At 55.1% G+C, this 23,435-nt stretch carries 15 protein-coding genes; 7 read left to right on the top strand and 8 right to left on the bottom strand.

The window, feature by feature from the left end; all coding sequences use genetic code 11:
* Nucleotides 1-198 precede the first annotated feature (198 nt).
* The gene (locus tag HMPREF6485_RS03770; RefSeq protein WP_004344776.1) at nt 199-2,043 is read left to right on the top strand and encodes a rhamnogalacturonan lyase; all 1,845 of its coding nucleotides are present in this window, start codon (nt 199-201) and stop codon (nt 2,041-2,043) included.
* A gap of 74 nt (nt 2,044-2,117) precedes the next feature.
* Nucleotides 2,118-3,563: a right-handed parallel beta-helix repeat-containing protein gene (locus tag HMPREF6485_RS03765; RefSeq protein ID WP_004344774.1), complete on the top strand. Its 1,446-nt coding sequence runs from the start codon at nt 2,118-2,120 to the stop codon at nt 3,561-3,563.
* A gap of 77 nt (nt 3,564-3,640) precedes the next feature.
* On the opposite strand, the gene HMPREF6485_RS03760 is transcribed toward HMPREF6485_RS03765, so the two are convergent.
* From HMPREF6485_RS03760 to HMPREF6485_RS03745, 4 genes are all read right to left on the bottom strand, one after another.
* The gene (locus HMPREF6485_RS03760) at nt 3,641-5,398 is read right to left on the bottom strand and encodes a RagB/SusD family nutrient uptake outer membrane protein (RefSeq protein ID WP_036926422.1); all 1,758 of its coding nucleotides are present in this window, start codon (nt 5,396-5,398) and stop codon (nt 3,641-3,643) included.
* A 25-nt stretch (nt 5,399-5,423) separates the two neighbouring features.
* Nucleotides 5,424-8,420, bottom strand: a complete 2,997-nt coding sequence (locus HMPREF6485_RS03755; protein ID WP_004344770.1) for a SusC/RagA family TonB-linked outer membrane protein — start codon at nt 8,418-8,420, stop codon at nt 5,424-5,426.
* Nucleotides 8,421-8,489: 69 nt separating this feature from the next.
* Nucleotides 8,490-10,505: a RagB/SusD family nutrient uptake outer membrane protein gene (locus HMPREF6485_RS03750; protein ID WP_004344768.1), complete on the bottom strand. Its 2,016-nt coding sequence runs from the start codon at nt 10,503-10,505 to the stop codon at nt 8,490-8,492.
* 19 nt (nt 10,506-10,524) lie between these two features.
* On the bottom strand, nt 10,525-13,692 hold the full coding sequence (locus HMPREF6485_RS03745; protein ID WP_004344766.1) for a SusC/RagA family TonB-linked outer membrane protein: 3,168 nt from the start codon (nt 13,690-13,692) through the stop codon (nt 10,525-10,527).
* A gap of 363 nt (nt 13,693-14,055) precedes the next feature.
* Here HMPREF6485_RS03745 and HMPREF6485_RS03740 point away from each other — a divergent pair, with 363 nt between their 5' ends.
* Nucleotides 14,056-14,850, top strand: coding sequence for a hypothetical protein (locus tag HMPREF6485_RS03740; protein ID WP_004344762.1), 795 nt, complete (start codon nt 14,056-14,058; stop codon nt 14,848-14,850).
* 541 nt (nt 14,851-15,391) lie between these two features.
* Here the strand turns inward: HMPREF6485_RS03740 and xerA are convergent.
* Entirely contained in the window at nt 15,392-16,306 is a 915-nt protein-coding gene (gene xerA, locus HMPREF6485_RS03735) for a site-specific tyrosine recombinase/integron integrase (RefSeq protein WP_004342929.1), read from the bottom strand.
* 120 nt (nt 16,307-16,426) lie between these two features.
* On the opposite strand from xerA, the gene aroQ reads away from it, so the two are divergent.
* Nucleotides 16,427-16,849, top strand: coding sequence for a type II 3-dehydroquinate dehydratase (gene aroQ / locus HMPREF6485_RS03730; RefSeq protein WP_004342928.1), 423 nt, complete (start codon nt 16,427-16,429; stop codon nt 16,847-16,849).
* The gene (locus HMPREF6485_RS03725) at nt 16,846-17,544 is read left to right on the top strand and encodes an O-methyltransferase (RefSeq protein WP_004344760.1); all 699 of its coding nucleotides are present in this window, start codon (nt 16,846-16,848) and stop codon (nt 17,542-17,544) included. Before aroQ ends, HMPREF6485_RS03725 begins: the two co-directional genes overlap by 4 nt.
* Before the next feature lie 63 nt (nt 17,545-17,607).
* Here HMPREF6485_RS03725 and HMPREF6485_RS03720 read toward each other — a convergent pair whose 3' ends face one another.
* Nucleotides 17,608-18,561, bottom strand: coding sequence for a DUF4595 domain-containing protein (locus HMPREF6485_RS03720; protein WP_004344758.1), 954 nt, complete (start codon nt 18,559-18,561; stop codon nt 17,608-17,610).
* Nucleotides 18,562-18,689: 128 nt separating this feature from the next.
* Complete coding sequence (locus HMPREF6485_RS03715) at nt 18,690-19,628, bottom strand: endonuclease/exonuclease/phosphatase family protein (RefSeq protein WP_004344757.1); 939 nt, start codon at nt 19,626-19,628, stop codon at nt 18,690-18,692.
* A 466-nt stretch (nt 19,629-20,094) separates the two neighbouring features.
* Here HMPREF6485_RS03715 and HMPREF6485_RS13935 point away from each other — a divergent pair, with 466 nt between their 5' ends.
* Both HMPREF6485_RS13935 and HMPREF6485_RS03700 read left to right on the top strand, forming a co-directional pair.
* Nucleotides 20,095-20,565 carry a hypothetical protein gene (locus HMPREF6485_RS13935; RefSeq protein WP_155814384.1) on the top strand — a complete coding sequence of 157 codons (471 nt, stop codon included), beginning with the start codon at nt 20,095-20,097 and terminating at the stop codon, nt 20,563-20,565.
* Nucleotides 20,496-22,292 (top strand): S8 family peptidase, encoded by a 1,797-nt coding sequence (locus HMPREF6485_RS03700; protein ID WP_155814383.1) that lies wholly within the window; start codon nt 20,496-20,498, stop codon nt 22,290-22,292. Before HMPREF6485_RS13935 ends, HMPREF6485_RS03700 begins: the two co-directional genes overlap by 70 nt.
* Nucleotides 22,293-22,389: 97 nt before the next feature.
* Here the strand turns inward: HMPREF6485_RS03700 and HMPREF6485_RS03695 are convergent, their stop codons facing one another.
* Entirely contained in the window at nt 22,390-23,433 is a 1,044-nt protein-coding gene (locus HMPREF6485_RS03695) for a glycoside hydrolase family 43 protein (RefSeq protein ID WP_004344750.1), read from the bottom strand.
* Nucleotides 23,434-23,435 lie beyond the last annotated feature (2 nt).

Below are 23,435 nucleotides of genomic sequence, written 5' to 3'. Positions count from 1 at the left end.
GCGAATGAGGGGTGAAGGATAATTCGTTTAATCCGCTAAATTCGCCGACGAGAAAATACACTCCGCCGTTTCTTTGTCGTTGCCCCGCCGGCCACTCTTGGCCGTAAATTTATATTTCAAAGGACTATTATCAAAAAGTAAAGTCTTATTCCCCACATTACCGTTATTTTTGCGGAAACGATTAAAAACCTCATCTACATGAATCTGAAACTAACAATGATGGCATCATGCCTGTTGGCCGCGACATTTGGAAATGTGCGGACACAGGCACAGGCACGCTACGACATGAGCGTCGTGCAACGGGAACGCCTCAACCGGGGAGTGGTGGCGCTGAAGGCCGGCGACGGATCGGTCTACATCACGTGGCGCATCCTCTCGACCGACAAAAAGGGGGAACCCTTCGACATCTACCGAAACGGCAAGAAACTCAACAACCGGCCACTCACTCACGGGGGCACTTTCTTCACCGACCACCATCCGTTGGCGGGAGAGGCCGTCTATGAGGTAAAGGGCGGTGCCGTTTCCGGCAGCTTCCGATTGAAGCCCGGCGACCCTGCCGGCTATCTCTCCATCCCCCTCAACGCCCCCGAGGGGGGTGTCACCCCCGACGGCGAGGCCTTCACCTACGAACCCAACGACGCGAGCATAGGCGACGTGGACGGCGACGGACAATACGAGATATTCCTGAAATGGTCGCCCACCAACGCCCACGACAATTCGCACGCGGGATTTACGGGCCACACCTTCATCGACTGCTACCGTCTCGAAGGGCCGCGGCTGTGGCGCATCGACCTCGGGCGAAACATCCGTTCGGGGGCGCACTACACGCAATACATGGTCTATGACTTCGATGGCGACGGACGGGCGGAACTGATGATGAAGACAGCTGACGGCACGCGCGACGGACAAGGCGACATCATCGGAGACAGCACAGCCGACTACCGCACGCGGGAGGGACGGGCCATTGGCCGCACGCTGGCCGGACCGGAATACCTGACCGTGTTTGACGGGCTCACGGGACGGGCATTGAAAACTGTGGACTACATCCCCGAACGGGGCAACACAGCCGACTGGGGCGACACCTACGGCAACCGCTGCGACCGCTTTCTGGCAGGCGTGGCCTATCTCGACGGGCGGCACGCCAGTGCCGTCTTCTGCCGGGGCTACTACACCCGCACCGTGATAGCGGCGTGGGACTGGGACGGGCACGAACTGACGAGCCGCTGGGTGTTTGACACGGCAGCATCGCCGACCTTGGCTCCCTATGCCGGACAGGGCAACCACAACCTCCGTATAGCCGATGTCGACGGTGACGGGAAAGACGAAATCACCTACGGGTCGATGGCAGTAGACCACGACGGGAAGCCGCTTTACAGCACGGAGTTCGGCCACGGTGATGCCATCCACCTCGTGGCAGAGCCGAAGACGGGACGGCTGATGATTTGGGACTGCCACGAGAACAAGCGCGACGGTGTGGACTATCGCGACGCAGCAACGGGCAAGGTGGTGTTCAGGCATCCCAGCACGATGGATGTGGGACGCTGCATGGCGGCCGACATCGACCCCGACAACTATGGGACGGAACTCTGGAGCATCGCCGACCGCAACATCTACGACGAGAAGGGCCGACCGATAGCGCAGTTTGCGGGCCGCCGGTGGTCCATCAACTTCGGCATCTGGTGGGACGGCGACTTGCTGCGCGAACTGCTCGACCACGAGTCGGTGTATAAATACAACTCCAAAGAGCACAATCTGGAGACCATACGCCACTTCGACGGCACACGCTTCGTCAACGGCACGAAGTCGAATCCCTGCCTGTCGGCCGACATCTTGGGCGACTGGCGCGAGGAGGTGCTCGTGCGCTCGGCCGACAACAGCGAGCTGCGCCTCTACGTGAGCGACGTGCCCACCGACCACCGCATCAACTGTCTGGAAGAGGATATTCCCTACCGGCTAAGCGTGGCAGCCGAAAACGTGGCCTACAACCAACCGCCCGAACCGGGATTCTACATCGGCCCGGACGACCGCACCTACCTGAAATAACCATTCGGTCGGCAGGACGGAGCAGGAAATCCGGCCCTGCCGAAACCTTTTAAATCCATATAAAAAGAATCAATATGAAAATCAGAAAGACAATCGCAGCAACCCTACTGATGGGTTGCATGGTCTCGGGCACTACAGCCAAGACCTACTACATGGCCCCCAACGGCTCAGATGCCAATCCCGGTACGCCGGCATCGCCCCTCGCCACCATCGCCCGTGCGCAGCAACTGCTTGCCGCGGGCGACACCCTCTTCATCCGCGGAGGTGAATATCTCATCGGGGCCAATGACATCATGAGCACGCAGGAGAGCATCTATGCCTGCATCTTCGACTTCACCAAAAGTGGGAAGGCAGGTAAGCCCATCTGCTATTTCGGCTATCCGGGGGAGCGGCCTGTGTTCAACCTGAGCCGGGTAAAACCGGCCGGCAAGCGCGTGGCAGGCTTCTACATCCATGCCAACTACCTGCACTTCCGCAATTTCGAGGTCACGGGCACCCAAGTAACCATCACCACGCACACGCAGTCGGAGACGTTTACCATACGCCGGGGCAACCACCACAACACGATAGAAAACATCGCCGTGCATGACGGCATGGGTATAGGCTTCGTGATATGGAAAGGGGCCGACAACCTCATACTCAACTGCGATGCCTACAACAACTACGACCCGGTGTCGGAACATGGTTCGGGCGAGAATGTAGACGGCTTCGGCTGCCACGTGTCCGACCCCAAACACACCGGAAACGTGTTCAAAGGCTGCCGGGCATGGCGCAACAGCGACGACGGTTTCGACCTCATCACCAACTATGCGCCTGTGACAATAGACAGCTGCTGGGCATGGGAAAACGGGTATGACGCCAACCTCGTGCGCCGGGCAAACGGCAACGGCATCAAAGCGGGCGGATATGCCCTGCGCCCCATCAACAAGGAGGCACCCTCCAACACCATCAGCAACTGTCTGGCTTGGCGCAATCCGCAAAACGGATTTTATGCCAACCACCATGCGACAGGCAACAAGTGGTATGGCAACACGGCCTACAACAACGGCTACAACTACGACATGCTGAACCAAAAGTCGAAGACCGAGGCTACCGATGTGCCGGGCTACGACCACGTGTTGAAGAACAACCTCTCCTATCACCCGCGCGGGCGGCACTACCGCAATCTCAATGCGGCGGCCTGCACACTCGAAAACAACTCCTTCCTCCCCTCACCGCTCACGCTGACGGCTGACGACTTTGAGTCGCTCGACGCTTCGGAGCTTTCCGCCCCACGCAAAGCTGACGGCAGTTTGCCCGACATACGGTTTATGAAAGTCAAGAAAGGCCGTCCGGCCTACCAAAAGCGCATGGGCTATCAGTTCGACCAAGCCACCCTCACTGCCATCGCGCTACCTGTGACCACTGAAGCCAAGACGGCACAAACGGACAACCGCTATTACAATCTCTCGGGCATGGTGACACCGAAGACTAACGGAAGCATTTCCATTCATCGAGGCAGGAAGGTCGTGCTCAAGTGACAACGAAGCCGACAACAAAAAACGCGGATGGCAATGACGATGCCATCCGCGTTTTCTGTTGATTGTCAAGTGAGGCGTTATTCCCATCCGGGATTCTGCTTTAGAGCACCACCCGACTTGATGATATCACTTTGGGGAATGGGGAACAGATACATCTTGTCGTTCCATTCCCGCTCTTGATAGTCCGGCTTGTAAGTAAAGGTGCCGTCATCATTCTTGATGATCTTCAGGAGTTTCACACGTTTCAGATACTTGTCGGCCTCCTTCCAGCGACGCACATCGTAGAACCGATGGCCCTCGAAGCAGAGTTCGGCAAAGCGTTCTTTCTTGTACTTCTCCCAAAAGAGGTCATTGGAGAGCGTGGCCGGCAGGTTGGGCATCACCACCTTCACCCGGCGGCGCAGCACGTTAACGGCAGCCGTGGCCGTGAGTTTGCAGCCCTCGGGCACCACATTGGCACTGCCGGTGGCCTTGAAAGCGGCCTCGGCATAGTTGAGATAGAACTCGCCCAAGCGGAAAGTCATCCACGAGTGGTAAGAGCCTTTCTTGGTGCCGGTGGAAGAAAGGTCGATGGTTCCGTCGAGAAGTTTCTTCAGGTAGTAGCCCGTGGGAGTGGCTCCCACCTTGGGTTCGCCACTCACGCCGCCATAGTAGGTCTCCAGCGGATCTGCATTGGACATGGGCCACTTGGCTTCGCCATTGACAGCAAAAATGAGACTGAAACGCGGGTCGCGGTTGGCAAACGGATGCTGTGGGTCGAAAGCCGGATCGTCGCTGGCGAAACCGTTATCAGTCAGCGTCACATCGTAGCCTCCCTTCGTCTCGAAGGCCTCTGCCAAGTCCTCACTCGGACAGTTGCCCCCGGCTCCGGCACTGGCGATGCCTACGGGGAAGTTACGCGACTCGGGCTTTCCGAAGTCGTCCACCCGACGGGCATAGATGAGTTCGGCATTGTTGCGTGCTCCCGACATATAGCTCGATGTGCCCCACGTGTTCTCGTAGAAGCCGATGCGGATCTTATGGGCCGCACACGTGTCGATGAGTGCCTGACAGTATTGGGCGGCCTTGAGATAACGCTCTTTGTCGCCTTCGGCCTTACCGCTGAAGAGCGGACTGGCCGCGTAAAGTTGGGCACGGGCCTTGAGGGCCAAGGCAACGAGTCTGCCGAAGCGACCGGTCTCGGGAGGTGTCATGGTAAATTCACCCAGATTGGTGTAGTCTATGGGCAGAGAGTCTACCACTTCATCGCAGGTAGTCATGATGGAGTCGAGAACATCGAGGGCCGGTGTGCGCGGCAATTTGTTTTTCTGATCGGGTGAGAGATAGGCCGTGTAGTAGGGCACGGCACCATACTGGCGCACGAGCAGGAAGTAGAAATAGGCACGCAGCAGCTTCACCTCAAAGGGGAAACGCTTGTACTGGGCAAGATGGAGGGCGTGCTTGTCGGTATAGAGCTCGGCTTCAAACTTCAGTCCCTTGAAGTTTTCGAGAAAGTCGTTGCAGTCGGCAATGGCGGCATAGCTTGCATTCCACTGCCCCGACATCGGAGTCACGGAACTCCACGAACCGTTGTAGAAGGTGTTGACGGAAGCTGTCTTGTTGCAATACACCGCCTCATCGGAAGCCGAGGCCAGCATACCGCCACCGTAGCTCTCACCAAAATCATAGTCGAGCTGGCTGTAAATATTGGACACCAGACCGTCTACACGTTCGTAGGTGGCGGAGATATAGTCTTTTCCGACGTTGTCATACTCATGGTAGTTGAGCTGATCACTGCACGAAACCAAAGCCGTTGACATGCAGGCCACGCCGAGAAGCATTTTATTGATTTTCATTTTTCTTTCTTTTAATGTTACGACATTAGAAATCAAGGCTGAGTCCGGCCACGATGCTGCGGCTGGTCGGATAGAGCGTGTTGGGAGTTTCAGGATCGGCCACCTTCACCTTGTCGAAGCAGAGGAGATCGATGCCACGCACATAGACCTTGGCTTTGCTGATGAACTTGATGCGGTTCAGTACCGACTGGGGCAGATTGTAGTAGGCCTCCACATAGCGCAGCTTGAGGAACGAGCGGTCGACGAGCCAGAAAGAGCTGTTGCGGTTGTTGTTGGAACTGCTCTCGTATGACAGGCGCGGATACCTGGCTGTGGGATTCTCCGGTGTCCAACGGTTGTTGTAATACTCTGTGGAGATGCTGTTGCCCGATGCCGACGGACGCACGAGAGACGAACTCATCATGGCCGAAAAGTTGCCGGTACCTTGGAACAAGGCCGTGAAACCGAAATTCTTGTAGTCGGCTCCTAACTTGAAAGAGTAGTAAATCTCCGGGCAAAGAGTATTGTAACCGATGGAAGTCACATCGTTGGCATCAATCACATTGTCACCGTTCACGTCCTTATACTTGATGTCACCGGGATAGACGGGGCCGAAATTCTGTCGGGGACTGGCTGCGATGTCGGCCTCATCCTTGAAAAGTCCAATGGCCTGTAAGCCTGTAAGCTGTCCGTAGGGCTTGCCCGTCATCACAAGATTCTCAAAGGCGCGGGGCTCTTCGAGCATTTCCTTCACCTTATTTTTATTATAGGTAAAGTTGCCACCCACGTTGACAGTCAGGTCGGAAGTGACGTTCTTGATGTAGTTCAAGCCCAGTTCGAAGCCATGACTGCTGATTTTCTCGGCAGCCTCGTAAGGTGCTTCCACGCCGAGCACGGCAGTGTACTTGCCCGATGCCTCCACCCAGATGTTGTTGCGCTGCTGAGAGAAGAAGTCCATCGTCACATCAAGACCGCCAAAAAGGGTGGCATCCAGACCGATGTTGAACTTATCGGCACGCTCATGGAGGCTTGCCTGACTGGCCAAACGCGACATTTCATAGCGTGCATTGCCCAGACCGAACTCGCTGCCGACGCGATAGCCCACGCCTGAATACTTATACAGTTGTTCCCAATAGTCTTCGTAGGGAATGGCATCTGTGTTCTGCACACCATAGGAAGCCCGCACTTTGAGGAAATCGAGCCATCCCAAGTCTTTTGCCCAAGCCTCATCGGAAGCCACCCAAGCTGCCGAGAATGTCGGGGAGAGTGTCCACTTGTGGCCGGGGGCCAACTTGTTGCTTCCTGCATACACCCAAGAGGTGTCGAAGAAGTAGCGGCTCAGGAAACCGTAGTGGGTGAAAAGCGAAGCCGTCATGCGGTAGTTGGTCGTGTTGAGGCCTTGATAATTCTTGTATTCATACTCCCAACGCCCTTGCGCATAGATGGAGTGCTTGCCGAAAGTCTTGTCGTAGGCCAGTTGGGCGTAGAAGTTGAACAAGCGGTTGTAGCTGGTCAGGTCGGAGTTTTCGGCCATCGACTCGGAGGTTACAGTCTGCTTGTATTTGTTTACAGATGCCACCGTGCCGTCGGTGTTCCATCCAGTGACGGTGTTCATGCCGTAGTTGTAGAGTTTGGAACGGTTCTCGGTGATGAGCGACGTGTTGTCGTAGGCCAACCGGAACGAACCATAGAGGCCATCAAGGAAAGCATCGAGATTCTGCGTCAGCGTGAGGTCGGCATCGAATGTGCGGCGGTGGTTCTTGCTGTAAGCAGCACCGGTGGCCAGCGCCACGGGGTTGAGTGTGCCGGCAAACTGCGAACTTCCGCCCCACAAGCCATCTTCCGTCTTCACAGGCACAGCCCCCGACGGCATACTGTAGATGGCATTCCAAATGTTGGCATTGTCGCCGGGATAGTTCGATTCGGCCAGTGTGCCAAGTAAGTTGACTGCCAATTTGGTTTTGGGCGAAAGGTCAATATCCCAGTTGGAGCGGATATTGGCTTTCATGTACTTCTCCTGCGTGGAGTAACCGTCATTGAGATTGGGCTGCTTGATGTACCCATTGCTGTTGATAAGGTTGAACAGCGTGTAGTAACGGAACTTCATGCCACCTCCGCGGAAAGTGAGATTGAAGTTGTCCGTGGAGCTCACGTCGCGCATAGTCTCCCCCACCCAATCCACATTGGGAAAGTTGTAAGGCAACGTGCCGTTCTTGTAGGCATTGAGCGCATTCTCGTCATAGACGGCTGTGGCCCCCTCGTTGGCACGCGCTTCGTTCACAGCACCGGCGTAAGTGAAGCCATCGACAAACTTCGGACGGCGGGCCTGCCAGTTGAACGAGTGGTCGTAAGAGGCCGAAATCTCCCGCTTGTCGTAGAGACCGCGCTTGGTAGTGATCACCAACACACCGTTGGCCCCCTTATAACCGTAGAGGGCGGCAGCAGCAGCGTCTTTCAATACCGACACGTGATCTACTTCTTCGGGGGTGATGTCGGTGATTTCACGATCTATGCCATCCACAATGATGAGCGGACTGGAGTTGGTGCTCTGCAAACCGCGCACGTAGTTGGTGGTTGACACGCCTGCAAAGCGGGCCGACTGCTGTAGGGTTTGCAGTCCGAGCACTTGTCCGAAGAGCGACTGCCCGATGTCTTTAGTGGAACGATGGTTGAGGTCGCTGCCCCAAGCACCGGCTACACTGGCGGTAGACTCCTTCTCGGTGAGCACCTTGCCCGTGCCGGTGTACACCGGTCTGCTGGCATAATCCATCTTGACAACCACCTTGCCGTCGCCGGCCTCCACCACTTTCTCACTGCGGTTGGGGGCCTGCACCTTCAATGTTTTGCTGCCCGAGATGGTGAATGAACCGTCTTTGCGTGTAGGCACGGCATTGAGCGGGTCGTTGGCATCCATCACGACAGCTCCCGAAATGGGCTTGTTCCACTGATCCACCACCACACCGGTGATGCTGCCTGCCGTCTGGGCCATAGCCTGCAGGGCACAGGTGGCAAACAGAGGAACCAATATCTTTTTCTTATTCATATTCTATTCTTGATAAAATCTTTCTTTGTCTTTATGATATAAGGAGTTAAGGGAGTGGACTCCCCGTTCTCACCATCCCGGATTCTGCACCAGTCCGTAACCCTTGTTAACCTCCGTGAGCGGCCAAGGCTGCAAGTACCACTTCGGATCGTAACCCTGCGTCCACCACACACGGGTGCGCTTCACCACGGCCGTTTCGTATTTGAAGTGCGATGGATAAGGAATGCCCTTGGTCTGGTCATGGCCGAACCACATCTTTTGGTTGACAGTTCCGTCGTCGTTCAGACGATAGGTGAGAAGCTTGTGGAGCGGTTTCTCCAAAATGTCGGCACGCTTGTAACGGATGAGATCGAAATAGCGGGAATCTTCCAATCCGAGTTCGCAAGCCCGCTCCTGCAACAAGCGTTCGAGCAGTGCCTTCTTGTCGGAGGCAAGGTTCTCTGTGGGATAAGCCTTCTTCAAGCCCTTCAGGCCCACACGGGCGCGCACCTTGTCTATCTGTTCGATGGCTCCGGCATTGTCGCCTGTCTGCAACAGGGCCTCGGCGTAGGTGAGATAGATGTCCGACAGGCGCAGGTAGGTCCACTGTATATTGTATCCCTTGCGCAGACCGTCGGCATTGCAATAGTATTTCTGGTTGCCCAGACCGGTGCCCATCTGTGCCGTAGCCTCATTGACCGACTGCTGCGCGAAGGCTGCTTCCTCTCTTGCCCCGAGGGCACCGGCTACACCGGAGGTTCCGCCGCCTACCCACATCTCGCGCATACGGCCGCTCAGGTTGCCCGAAGCCTCGTCCATGGCCGTAGCCTCACCGTTGACGAGCATCGTCTCATAGAGGCGCGGGTCGCGGGTGTAGTGTACATTCGTGGCGTCGCCTCCCCCGGTGGTGAACATCGTGTCTTTCTGCGCATCGGTCATTTTGTCCCAGTCGAAGGGCGTACCGTCGGCCCACCCAAACATGGTCATGTATTCAAAGGTGGGATTGGTGCTGCACCGGCCGATGGCCTGCCACTGGTGCCAAGCGTAGGTAGACGACTTGTAGGCGTCGGAATTGTTCACACGGGTGAAATGGAGTATTTCCGAGCTCCTCGAACTGTAATAAGCCTTGCGGTAGGCATTGCAGTAGTCCTGCGGCCGCTTGTCGCTGTTCTCGTCCACCTGTTCGAGTGCATAGCCTCCGCGGGCGTTGAGTTCGTCGAAGAAAGCCTTGCAGGAGTTCTTCAGCGAATCCCACAATTCGGCCTTGTAGCCACCATACCACACGAGATGCTGCTGCTCAGCCTCGGAGTCGCCACCATGGTATCCTTTCGTGTCGTTGAAGAGCGGAGAGGCCGCAAACTGCCATATCTTGCACTTCAAGGCCATGGCACTTGCCTTGGTCCAGTGGCCGGCGTTCACAGCGGGGTTGTCCACCGTCCACGGGAGCACGGCGATGGCATCGTTGAGCAGACCCACCATGAAGTTGACTGTCTCCTCCACCGTGGCCCGCGGCAGACTGTAGGTGGCGTCGTGTCCGCTGAAGGTGCCCTTGATGATGGGCATGCCGCCATAGAACTTGAACGCATCGAAATACTTGGCCGCTATCAGGCACTTGGCCTCAGCAACGTATTGCCGCTTCTGGTCTTCGCTCATGTCGGGCACGCGGCCGATGTTCTCGATGAGAATCCAACCGTCGCGGATGGCTTCGAAAGTGTTATTGTAGCGGTAGTCGAAGAGCATGCTGCTTTGATAAGAGCTGTTGGAGTTGAGCGTGCCGGTGTAGTAGGCCACGCTGCCGCTCTCGTTGGAGAAGTTGCTCAGATAGCAGTCGGTCATGCAGTCGAACTTCGTGGAGTAGGTGTCATAAGTGAACGGGAAGCTGTTCACGCGGCGGTAAGGCAAGCCATAGTACTGGAGCGAATAGATGCCGGCCAGATACTGCTTGGTGTATTCGGCTTTGCTGAACACCGTGTCAATGGTAACGTCGCCGCCGGGAGACTTCTCCAAGAAGCTGTTGCCGAACTTGAATTCGTCGGTGCAGGAAGAGGCAGAGAGCAACAAGGCCCCGGCCGCTCCGGCCACCAGACTTTTATGGAATAATTTCATGTCACAATCGGTTTATCGGTTAGAAATTGACTTGCAGACCAAGCGAATAGGTCTTCGTCAGCGGATAGGCGGGAGAATCGGTCACAGCCGACTCGGGGTCGCCCCAATGGAAGTCGGAGATGGTGAGAATGTTGTACCCGCTGAAAGTGAGGGCACACCTCTGCACCTTCAGTTTCTTGAGGAACGGGAAACGAAGGTTGTAGGAAATGCTGATCGACTTGAGTCGGAGATAGTCGGCATCCACCTCATAGAGCGTGGAACCGATGTAGTTTTGGTTGGCAGCCCGCTCTCCCGTCACACGGGGGTAGAAGGCATTGGGGTTCTGCTCCGTCCACGAGTTGTCGTACATCCACTTGAGCAGTCCGCCCATGTCGTTGTCGGCATTGCTGTGGAAGGGGCGCATGAATGTGCCGCCCAACATGCGCGACACCTTGAAAGCACCCGTCCAGCGGGTAGACACCGTGAGATCTTTCCACGTGAAGCCGAGGTTGAGACCAAGGATATACTCGGGGTCGTCGGTCTTGGAGCCCAACTCGCGGCTGGTGTCGTGGGAATCGATGATGCCGTCGCCGTTGAGGTCGACATACACGCAGTCGCCGGGGCGCAGCTCGGAGATATACTGTTTGGGGAAGGGTTTGCCGAACTCTTTCTCATAGTCGGCCTCGCAGCCCTCATAATAGAACTTCCAGAACTGATGAAGCCGGCGCGACCCGATGCGGTGGCCCTTGGCATACTCGTAGGCGTAGGTGAGCGGGGCCTCCTTCATCTCGACTATCTCGTTTTGGTTGTGCGACAGGTTCAGGCCCACGTTGTAGCGGAAACCCTTGCCTATCTTATCGTCCCAGCTGAGTGAGAGTTCCCAACCCCAGCTCTTCGCCTCGCCGAGATTGGCGTAGGGCAGTGTGAAACCGATGAGGTTGGGCGCAGTGTCGTCCTTGAGCAAGATATCCTTACGATGCTCCACATAATAGTCGAACGAGGCTCCCAGACGGTCTTTGAAGAAGCGCAGGTCCACACCGTAGTTCTGCTTGTAGGCCTTCTCCCACGTCACGTTCTCGTTGTGGCGCATGGCCTCGAAGGCGGCATTCTGTATGGCGCCGTCGGTACCGAAGTCGTAGGCGCGCCCCTGTCGGTTGAGCAGGGCGCTGTTGTTGATGTAATAGGGGTCGGGGGTGTACATGAAGCGGTCGCCGCCGATCTTGTCGTTACCCACCACGCCGTAGGTGGCGCGCAGCTTGCCGAACGACATCACCCGGGCGGCGGGCTTGAAGAAAGGCTCGTCACTGAACACCCAGCCCACGCTCACGGCGGGGAAAGTGCCGAAGCGGCGGTCTTTGTGGAAGTTCTCCGACCCGTTGTAACCGATGTTGAACTCTGCCATGTAGCGGTTGTTCCAGTCGTAGGCCACGCGCCCCACAAGGCCCACATAGCCCATGGGGATGGCCGAATAGGTGCGGGGATAGAACACCTTGCTCTGGTTGTAGAGCAAGAGGGCACCCACGTGATGAAGCCCGAAGTTGCGGTCGTAATTGAAGCTCGCGTCCATATACCAGTTGCGGCCGCGGCCCGAATCCGTGGAGTAGCTCATCACATCGTTGGCTCCCACCATCTTGTAGCCTATCTGCGATACACCTTGGGCATCGGTGCTCAAAACCACCGGGGTGTAGGTGGCCAGCCGCTGTGTACCATTCTTATAATAGGAGAACGTGCTGTTGTAGGAGCCTTTGAGCTTGAAGGAGAGCCCCTTGGTAATGAAGTTGAGCTTCTGGTTGAGTATCACATCCACGCTGAGCGTGTTGGTTGTGCTCTTGGCGATGCCCGCTCCGTAGTAGCCCATGCCCGTGGCTCCCACGAAAGGCAGCGAGTTTTCTCCTCCGTAGTCGGTGCTGGTGGTGACATATTTGCCATCCACGATGCCGGGACTGGAAAACGGCGTGGTATAGTAGAGCGACTTAAAGAAACCCGTGGCCCCCTGCGACCCCTGCGGATTGGTCTTGTTGGCCACCACGCCGCTGAGGTTGAGCGACAGCAGGGTGGTCTTGGTCACGTCGAGGTCGAGGTTGGCGCGGTAGTTGAAGCGGTTGTAGCTGTAGTTGTTGTCGTAGGGCATGTTGTGGGTCTTGAACATGCCGTCCTGCGTGTAGGCACCGGCCGAGATGAAGTAGCGGGCCGTCTTCGTGCCGCCCGAGATATTCATGTTGTGCTGGCTCTGCAGGGTAGACTTGTCCAGCACGAAGTCTATCCAGTTGAGGTCGGGATAGAGAATGGGGTCGCTGTGCGTCCTGAACTTCTTCAATATCGCGTCGTTGAAGGTGGGTGTAAACTCCTGAGCGGTCGCCGTGGGGGTGAAATCGTAGAGGTCGCGGCGGTTGCGGAAGGTGGCATACTCGTAGGAGTTGGCCAGTTCCAGTGCCTTCGAGGGCTTCACCACACTCCAGTTGGAGGTGAACGAGACCTTGGCCTTGCCCTCCTGTCCGCGCTTGGTGGTGACGAGTATCACGCCGTTGGCACCGCGCACACCATAGACGGCCGTAGCCGAAGCATCCTTGAGTACGGTGATGCTCTCTATCTCGTTGGGATCAAGGTCGTTGAACGAGCGTTCCACACCGTCTACCTGCAGCAGCGGTGACTGTCCGCTCGAAACGAACGTGCCCTTACCGCGGATGTAGATGGCGGCGGCATCGGAACCCGGCTCACCGCTCACCTGCACCGATGACAGTCCTGTCACGGCACCGGCAAGCATGTTGTTGATCGAACCGGTGGGCGTCTCCGCGAGGGCATTGCCCTTCACACTCGACACGGCGCCGGTTACGGTCACCTTCTTCTGCACGCCGTAGCCCACGACCTGCACCTCTTGAATCTGGCTCACATCGGCTCCAAGGGTCATGGTCATGCCGTCACGGGCCGGGGCCGACTTGGCCTTATAGCCCACGTAGGAGACGGTGATGGTCTGCCCGGCGGTGGCCGACACCTTGAACCGCCCGTCGAGGTCGGTCACGGCAATGGCTTTTCCGCCCACGGCGACAGTGGCTCCGATGACAGGATCGCCCTGCTCGTCCACAACTGTTCCCGTGATGACGCCTGCTCTCTGGGCACGGGCCTCGCCGGAGGGTGCAAACAACATGCACAGCACCATGAGCACCGACATCAGGGGAACAAAGTACTTAAACCTACTTCTTGTTCTCATAGATACATTTTTTATAGAATATTTGAATAGTATTACATTCCATCACTTTTGTGCGGTCCTTTCGTCAAGACCGCTTTTGCATTAGGTTTTTATTGAGCATAGATTGTCCGGATACGAATATCCGTAGAATTGAGGACAAAAGTACTTAAAAAAAACAAACAGGACAACACGAAGTGTCAAAAAAGACAAAAATCAAAGTCGATTGTCAAATATCAAAGTTTGGTGATGTTTTTACACTCGTTTTTAACCCACTTTAACCATCAAACGGTTGGCCTGGTGGAATATTTCTTTAATTTTGCAACCGATTCAACACTTAAAAACAGATTTATCTAAATTCATTTATTAACTAAATACCTATTTGACATGATGAAAAAATCTACTCTCCTCATCAGTGCCGCCATGCTGGCATTGTCAACCAACATCAAGGCTCAGACACTCACGGCCGACACCTTGCAGTTGCAGAATCCCTCGTTCGAAGAGTTTGAAGGCGACGATGCCGCCACAGGCAACCACGCCAAAGGCTGGCAGACCGAAGGGGCCACCCCATGGACAGGCAAAAGCCAGAAGAGTATGCCTGCCAACACCAAAGGTGCATGGTATGTGCGTGCCATCCAGACAGCCGGCAGCATCGAGCCTGTGAACCGCATCTACCAGACCGTGGCCGGCAAGGGCGCGGGCGTGTATGTGCTCTCGGCCAGTGTCAACGTGTCGCGCAACGTGCAGCGGGGCGACATCGATGCCGTGGGAAAGGGCAACATGTTCGGTTACCTTTACATCATGGATGAAGACGACATCGACGGAGCGGCCAGCAAGGGCTACCGGAAAATCGGCGAGTGCTTTGCCGAGATGAAGCGCATCAACATCATCTATCCGGCCACGACAGGCAGCAGCATGGAGTTAGGCTTCGGACTGCCGGCGGAGTCGCAAGGGCTGCCCAAGGGCTGGCTGCAGTGCGACGACTTCGTGCTCACTTTCTTCCCGGGTGCCACCGAGGCGCAGGTGGAAGAATATCTGAACACTTCCACGGGCATCAGCAACATGAAGCCGGCCGACAAGACCGCCCGCCATGCCACCTACACTCTCAGCGGCATGCAGGTGAAAAAGGCCCCGGCCAAGGGCGTCTACATCCGCGACGGCAAGAAGTTTGTGGTGAAATAGCCACCCACACCAAGTCTTCGGATGCTCCCGGGACACAACCGGAAGTTTCCGAGACATAGCTGAAGGCTTCCCACACACGGCCTGACGGATGTAAACATCTTTCCGCACACATTTGGAAAACGCCCGAAAAAGCCGTATCTTTGCACTACGGGGAACGCAGGTCTGCGTTCCCCGTTTTCGTTTCCGTCCCCTGCCGGCCAGGCCATTCGGCCCAAACGGTCTCCCTGAGAGGCCCGGACGGGGTTATCAAAGGGGCTTCTTCACTTCCAGACTGTGGCCCTTTTGCAATGCCGCTCGGGCCGAGCGAGAAAATTGATGAGGCTAATTGGACTGATCAGGCGGAGATAGCCGGCGTGACAAATGGCTGTGGAAGAATATCGTGTCAGGCTTTTTCAAAAGATTTAATAGTTTGCACTATATGCGGCAGCAGGCCCCTTGTTCGCCTCCCCACTCCCAAACTTTGTGGCAGGGCTTTTCCGGGAAACTTTCAATGGGGGGAATACTAAAAAAGGGGGGGATGCTTGAAGAGCTGCAGGACGGTCTATTGCCGCATGTTGCGCGGATGGTGCTCCAATATTTCGCGGCGCAAGTCGGAGGTTTCGAGGTGGGTGTAGACCTCGGTGGTGCCTATGCTCTCATGGCCGAGCATGGCCTGAATGGCCCGCAGGTCGGCACCGCCCTTGAGTAGAGCCGTGGCAAAGGAGTGGCGCAGGGTGTGGGGCGAAATGGTTTTCTTGATGCCCGCAGCCACGGCCTGCCGCTTGATCATGATGAGTATCATGGTGCGCGTGAGGTGATGGCCGCGCCGGTTGAGAAACACGTAGTCTTCCTCGCCGGGCTTGATGGTCATCAGATTGCGGTCCATATACCATAGTTCAAGCTGTCGCAGGGCACTCGACGAGATGGGCACAAGCCGCTCCTTGTTGCCCTTGCCGATGACGCGGACAAACTTCTCTTCGGGGAAGAGGTCGCTGAATTTCAGGTTCACCAGTTCCGACACGCGCAATCCGCAAGAGAAGAGCACCTCGATGATGGCCTTGTTGCGCTGCCCCTCCCACTTGCTCAAGTCGATGGAGCCTTCCAGCAAGTCCACCTCTTCGGTAGACAGATATTCCGGCAGGTGCTCTCCCGTCTGCGGCGAGCCGAGCAGTTCGGTGGGGTCGGTCTCCATGTAGCCGTCCAGCCGCAGGAAACGGTAGAACGAGCGCACCCCGCTGAGGATGCGCGACTGCGACCGCGCCGACACATTCTTCTCGTGGAGGGTGGCGGCAAACTCCTCCATGTCGCTCAGTTCGGCATCGACGGCAGCCAACCCGCGTTCTTTCAGAAAAGCCATAAGATAACCCAAGTCGTGGCGGTAGGCCTCCACGGTGTTCTCGGAGTAGTTGCGCTCCAGCTTCAGGTAGCGCAGATAGGCTTTCGCAATATTTGAAGCCAAATCCTTGTCTGTTTGCATTTTTATTTCTAACTTTGTCGTTGCCATCCATTGGCCGACTGCACCAACGGGGCGATTAGCACTTGCTCTCAAATCGCTGAGAGAAGCCTATCTTATGCAAAGATAAGAAAAAATATCGATATGAAAATACAAATCATCAACGGGCCCAACCTGAATCTGCTTGGTGTGCGCGAACCGGGCATCTACGGCAGTAGTTCTTTCGAGAGCTATCTTGACACACTGCGGAAGCGTTATCCCGATGTGGAGATAGCCTATTATCAGAGCAATGTGGAGGGAGAACTCATCGACAAGTTGCAGGAGGTGGGGTTTGAGGCCGACGGCGTGGTGCTCAACGCCGGAGCCTACACCCACACGAGCATTGCCCTGCAAGACTGCATACGCTCGTTGAAGGCTCCGGTGGTGGAGGTGCATATCTCCAACGTACACAAGCGTGAGGAGTTCCGGCACAAGAGCATGATCAGTTGCGCATGTATGGGCGTGATTGCGGGGTTCGGTCTCGACTCCTACCGCCTTGCCATAGAAGCCATTATCGCCGCCCAATGAGCATTGACGAATATATCGCCGCCCACACCGACTGTGAGGGCGACTACCTCTACCGGCTCTATCGTGCCACCAACATCCACACCATCCACGGGCGCATGGCCAGCGGTCATGTGCAGGGACGGTTGTTGAAAATGCTGGTGGAGATGGTCAGGCCGCGCAACATTCTTGAGGTGGGCACCTTCTCGGGCTACAGTGCCATTTGCATGGCCGAAGGACTCGTCGACGGCGGACGGCTCTACACGTTTGAAATCAACGACGAGATGGAGGATTTCACGCGGCCGTGGATAGAAGGTTCGCCCGTGGCAGGGAAGATAGATTTCCGCATCGGGGATGCCATTACCGAGGCTCCGAAACTCGGGGTGACATTCGACATGGTGTTCATCGACGGCGACAAGCGCACCTATGTGGAGACCTATGAGATGGCTTTGTCCGTGTTGCGCCCCGGTGGTTTCATATTGGCCGACAACACGCTGTGGGACGGACATGTGGTGGATGCCAATTACGACCATGACGGGCAGACATTGGGCATCAGAAAATTCAATGACTATGTGGCGGAAGACCCACGCGTGGAGATTGTGATGCTGCCTTTGAGGGATGGACTGACGGTGATGAGGAAAAAGCCTCACCCCCGGCCTCTCTCCGAGGGGAGAGGGGAAGTGATAGACCTGAAGGGTGAAAAGGGCGTGCTTGGGTGATGATAAAGAGAGCGTCTTGCGTTTAAGGAAATGATATGATATGCGGAGACGCTCCGAGGGAAGTTATCGGATGATGACTTTCTTCACCGTACCATCGGGCTCTTTGATGATGTTCAGGCCTTTTGCAGGTGCTTTTTGGCGCATACCGCTGATGGTGTAGCAGGCCTTTGCCGTGCTGTTGGTCTGTCGGGGAGGAGTGATGCCAGTAGCAATTTTGCTCCATTCCAAAGTCGCCATTTCCGTTTCTTGTCCTGTTATTGTTACTTCGGTTATGTCTCCATCGGCATTTTTAGTGTAAGTCATTTCCATATCATCTTCGGAAGACCAAAGGAATTCATCTTTTTTTAATACCTTGTAATGTATGGATTTTACAGGATGTTTGAATACGGTGCCAAAATAGCCGCCAAAGAGTTGTCCCATAGGTTCTACACTCCCTTTGCTGAGTATCATTGTAAGCGGATTAAACACGAGAGCAAGATAAGGATTGTCTATTGTCTTGTCATAGTCCAAATGAATTTCTCCCATCGGTTCGTTTTCCCTGTAGCATGTGATGAGTGTTAAATCACTGTTGGCCCATGTAAGTTTGTAGATGGTGGTGTAAAAGATGGAAGGGACTTCAAGTATCTCTGTCAGTTGTTTATGGTTATTGTAGGTGTAAGTGTATTGATAAGTGTAGGGGGGTAAGCCACCTTTAGCATAAGAACAAGTGAGAGCCTCCGACTTCACTATGCCATTCTCCAATATTGCGATACGCGTGTCTGTATTAGCAGGATTGCCTTCATAAAAGCTCTGGACTATCTTGTCGGCTGTATAAGTAAATGTGCTTACGTGATTTTCTTTGTCCATTACGTCTTGTATAATGGTCTGCATTTTGCTTAGTTTGCCATCTTTGTCGTATTCGAATATTCGGCTGTTTCCGGAATTAGTGCTAAACTTCAGTAATCTTTTCTCATTTTGTGCATCAATCGACAGGGCAAGCAAGGAGAGCAATGCCAATGCCAGGTAGAACTTTTTCATGATCCAATTGTTTTTTATTAAAATGCTTATGCTTGTAGCAAAAGTACAAAAATAAATCGACAAGACAACGTTTTTGTCTTTAATTTAGAATTAACATGGCAGGTTTATGACTATGGCTCATATATTGCTTATAGCTTGAATCGGGCTACGAGCGGCAGATGGTCGCTAAAGCCACGCTGGTATTTGGGCCCGAGATAAGTGCGACGGGGATGTACACCGCCGTATTTCTCGTCTTCTTCCAACAGGAATGGTAGGTCGCCGATGTGGCAGTTTGCCAGTTTTCCGGCTACAGAAAGGCTACAGATAATCTGGTCGAGCGAGCCCCACTCGCCCCGGAAACGGTAGGTACCCCTTGCCCCATTGGCTCCGCGGGCTGTGGCCGAGACGTTGTGCATGTCGTGGATATAGAGACTGTCGAGGGCGGGAGAGTCAGCATAGTCGTTGAAGTCGCCCGCAAGGATGATTTGTGCGTCAGGTTGCAGCAGGCGGATAGAGTCGATGGCGGCTATTAACCGGCGGACCACTTGCAGACGGAAAGGCCGCGAAGCCCGTTCGCCCCCCATGCGGCTGGGGGCATGGACGACAAAAAGGTGGAGCGTGTCGGCTTCGCCGGCGAGCCCCGCCACGTAGAGAATGTCACGCGTGGGGCGCATGTCCGGCAGCAGGGGAATGCGGATAGCATGATGGGAAAGAGGACGGAATGTCACGGGATTGTACATCAGAGCCACATCTATACCCCGCTCGTCGGGCGAGTCGGTCATCAGATATTCGTAACGGGCCTTGCGCAGCAGCGACCGTTTGGTCAGGTCGTACATCACGCTGTCGTTTTCCACCTCGCACATCGCCACCACATCGGGCAGCCGCCAACCAGCGGAATCGTCCCCCAGAGCGATGATTTCCCGCCCGATGTCGTTCAGCTTATGCCAATATCGGGTGCGCGTCCAGTGATGACTGCCCTCGGGCAGAAACTCCGTGTCATTTTTTAGCGAGTCGTGCCGGGTGTCAAAAAGGTTTTCGCAGTTGAGTTCTATCAGTGTGAAAAGGCTTGCAAGCAGTAGGCTTATCATGATGTGAGTGTATTATAGAAAAGGTGTGAAAGGTGCAAATGATACCGCGCCACTAAGTAGGCCGTTAAAACGGGCAGTCAGGTGGGCATTTTCGGCCCGATCGGCGACTCCGCCCAATATCAATAGAAATATGAAAATGTATCTTTTCATCAATTTTCAGACTTTACAAATGCAAATATACGATAAAAAGATAAAATACCTGGTGTACTTCCACGATTTTTACAAGCATCTCAATGCCATACAAATCAGCTTTTAGTGTGTAGGATGGATAAGAATAAATACACTCTCATTGTAGTTGCAGTTTTTAAAGAATCCGAAGCCTTTTCGAATAGAAAAAACAAAAAAAATGCGATAAATTTTGCCGACAAGTAAAAAAGTCATACCTTTACGCCCGCTTTCTCTAAATCTAATTGGATAAAACCTAAACATTATTATTTAAACTAACAACTTAACTGCATTTATTGACATGAAAGCATTTTCTACTTTAGTGGCAATATCACTTTGCCTCTTGGCGAGTCTTGCGGCCCATTCGCAGAACTCGTATGTACCCAAAGCACCTGCAAAAATAGGCAGCCGCATGAACCAACTCATGCGCCAACAGCAGCAGCCTATGAGGTTGCCGTCGAGGATGAAAAGTACCTCCACACAGCAAGTGGTGCATGCCATGATACAGTGCACGGACGGTGAGCGTCTCCACAACACGCTTCGGAGCATGGGCATTGAGTCCACCGCCATCTCTTCTACGCTCGTTACGGCCCATGTGCCGATGAACAGGGTGTGGGAAGTGACCCGTCTGGAAGAGGTGGTCAAGATTGATGCGCCGCGCCGTTTCAAACGGTTCAACCACACTCCCGCGTGGCCTCGGGAGTGGACAAGGCGCAAAGCGGCACCGGACTGGACACACCCTACGACGGTACAGGGGTGGTCATCGGCGTGATCGACCAAGGATTCCAATACACCCACCCTGCTTTCCGCAAGGCCGACGGCTCTTCACGCATAGTCTATCTTTGGAACCATCTGAAGGGAGACAAGACTCCGACAACGGCGAGTGACGACATCCTGCAAGCGGTCAACGATGGCGAAGACACCAACCATGCCACCCATGTGGCCGGCATTGCAGGTGGCTCGAGGTGGACCGGCGTGCAAGACTATGGCATGGCACCGAAGGCAACGCTCATGTTCTTTCCTTCGACCTTCGATGATTCGGAAATTCTGGAAGATGTGAAGCGGGTAAAGGAATATGCCACGCAGAAGAATATGCCTTGGGTGGTCAACATGAGCTTTGGTTCACAGAGCGGTCCGCACGACGGTTCTACCGCCTACGACCACACGCTGTCGGGCTATGTCTCCAATGGAGGCTTCATCGCCGCAGCCATCGGCAACGAGGCAGAGCGCAAGATTCACCTCTCGCACGAGTTCGCTTCCGACAAGGACACGCTCTATGCGCTCATTGATGAAGGGCAGTTGGCTGAGACCACCTATGCCGATATTTGGATAAAGGGCGGTACAGACAAGGATGTCAAGGTGGATGTCTTTGCCTACAACTCTCGCAAGAAGGTGTTCGACTACCGAAACGAGGCTTTCTGGTATGGCGACAAAAACACCACTGACACGCTTGTCCATGCTTGGGGTGATGCTGTGGAAAGCAATGGAAAGTATAATCTGACACTCGGATTCAACTTTGATAAGATTCTGGAGTATGAAGAAAACGGCGATGAGATTTTCAATTCCCGCGACATGCACATCGGTATCCGTGTCGTTGCGCCCAAGGGAGCCCGATTGGATAGTTGGCTGGATGCCCAAACATCGGAGTGGAAGAATATCAAGGATGCCCGATTTGCCACAGGCGACAATCTCTATTGTGTGGGCGAAGGTGCCGCTTCATCGGAAAAAGTGGTGGCTGTAGGGTCATACAACACGACCGACAGTTGGAAGACATATAAGAACAAGACAATTACCAACAAGGATTCCGGTGCGTTGAACGATATTTCTTCCTTCTCCTGCTATGGGCCACAGGTGGACAACAGCTTTCCAAAGCCGGCCGTTGTGGCACCGGGAAGCATGATCGGTTCGGCCTACGGCAATGTGCACGACAGCTTCGATGAATATGATGACGGTAAGTATCTGACGCAAAAGCTCACCTATGGCGGTGAAGAATACTTCTATGGCATGGAGGAAGGCACCTCGATGGCGTCTCCTGCCGTGACCGGTATCATCGCCCTGTGGTTGCAGGCCTATCCCCAACTCTCTTACGAACAGCTGATGGAGGTGTTCCGCACCACCTCCAAGAAAGACCAGTTTACCACGAGCAACGAATGGGACCGGCACGCCGGATATGGCAAGATAGATGCCTATGAAGGCTTGAAGGCCGTGTTGAAACTGCGCGATACGGGCACCGGACTCTTCAGCATCAAAGACACGAGCACACCGCTCACGTTCCGCACCCAAGGCCGTGTGTGGCAGTTGCTTTTCAACAGTAGCGAGACTTATGCCGACATCGCCCTCCACACCACTGCCGGCGTGCAGGTGTATGAGAAACAGGTGAGCAATGTCTCTGCCGGACACGAGGAGACCATCGACCTCCAACGGCTTCCCGCAGGGGTTTATGTCCTGAGTGTCAAGACCGTCAACAGCACCTATTCGCGCAAGGTGGTGGTGAGATAAGGTGGAAGAACCTCCGCTTTTCCACCTTTTCGGAAAAAGAAAAAGCCCCCGCCTGAACCTTTCCTCAAGGATGTGTTCAGGCGGGGGCTTCCATGTTTCAGCGTTTCTTCCCTATCTGTTTCTCCAGTCTCTTGTATTCTTTCTTCGTCAGTCGCATGAACGACCCGTGTTGCGGAGCGGCCACGCCCTGTATGTCGACCGGCTCGGAGAAGTTGCGCAGCCACTTGTCGGCTTTGCAGATGCGGTAGTGGCGCGGCTTGTCGGAGTATTGGATGTAGGCCACCCGCCACTCGTCGCTGCCTATCGGCCGGAAGGCCGAGGCCCCCTCGCACAGTTTTTTGCCTTCAAAATTGATGTGATCCTGCTCCGACGGCTCTTTCCACGGGCCTTTCAGGGCCGGAGCCGTGGTGGCATAGATGCCGGGCCGCCCCCCTTCCTTCTTGATGAGCATGTGGTAGAGTCCGTCGGCATCGTTGTAGTTGATGTCGGCATCAATGGTGGCATAGCCCCAGTCGAAAAGCAGACGGGGCTTGGTGAGCCGGGTGAACGACCGGTCGGCATACGAATAATACATCCGGTCGTAGCCCTCTTCCGGGCGGTTGAGCATGGAGTAGTAGATGAGGTAGCCACCTTTCCGGCCGTCGGGCCATGTGTAGGCATCATCCCAGAATATCTGCGGGGCCCACACGCGGCTGATGGTGGAATAGTCTTTGTAGGGATCGGGCGACTCGGGGTCGCAGAAGATGGAAGGCCCTTTGCGGAAATCGAACGTCACCGACTGCCAGTCGAGCAGATTCTTGCTCCGCAGCAGGTCGATGCCATAGTTGTTCCATTTGCGCGACTTGGCCACGAGCATGTCCGTGGTCACCATGAGATAGCCTTTGGCATCGTGCGTGCGGCAGATATAGGCATCGCGTGTACCACCCTCAATGCGGGCATGCCGGGCGTTGTCGAAGACGGGGCCGCCCTCCCAAAGGTCTTGGAAGTGCAGGCCGTCACGGCTGATGGCGAAAGCCGTCCACTCTCCGGCACCGCTCATGTGGCAGTAGAGGTAGCCGTAGGTACCTTTCTGGGGATTCCGGGCCGGGGCGGAGAGAGCCGCCGCGGCCACGAAAAGGAGGGATAGAATGGTTTTCTTCATGT

The organism is Segatella buccae ATCC 33574, assembly GCF_000184945.1.
GTDB lineage: Bacteria > Bacteroidota > Bacteroidia > Bacteroidales > Bacteroidaceae > Prevotella > Prevotella buccae.
Note: the sequence above shows the minus strand (reverse complement) of the source record. Positions and strands in the feature narration are given on the sequence as shown.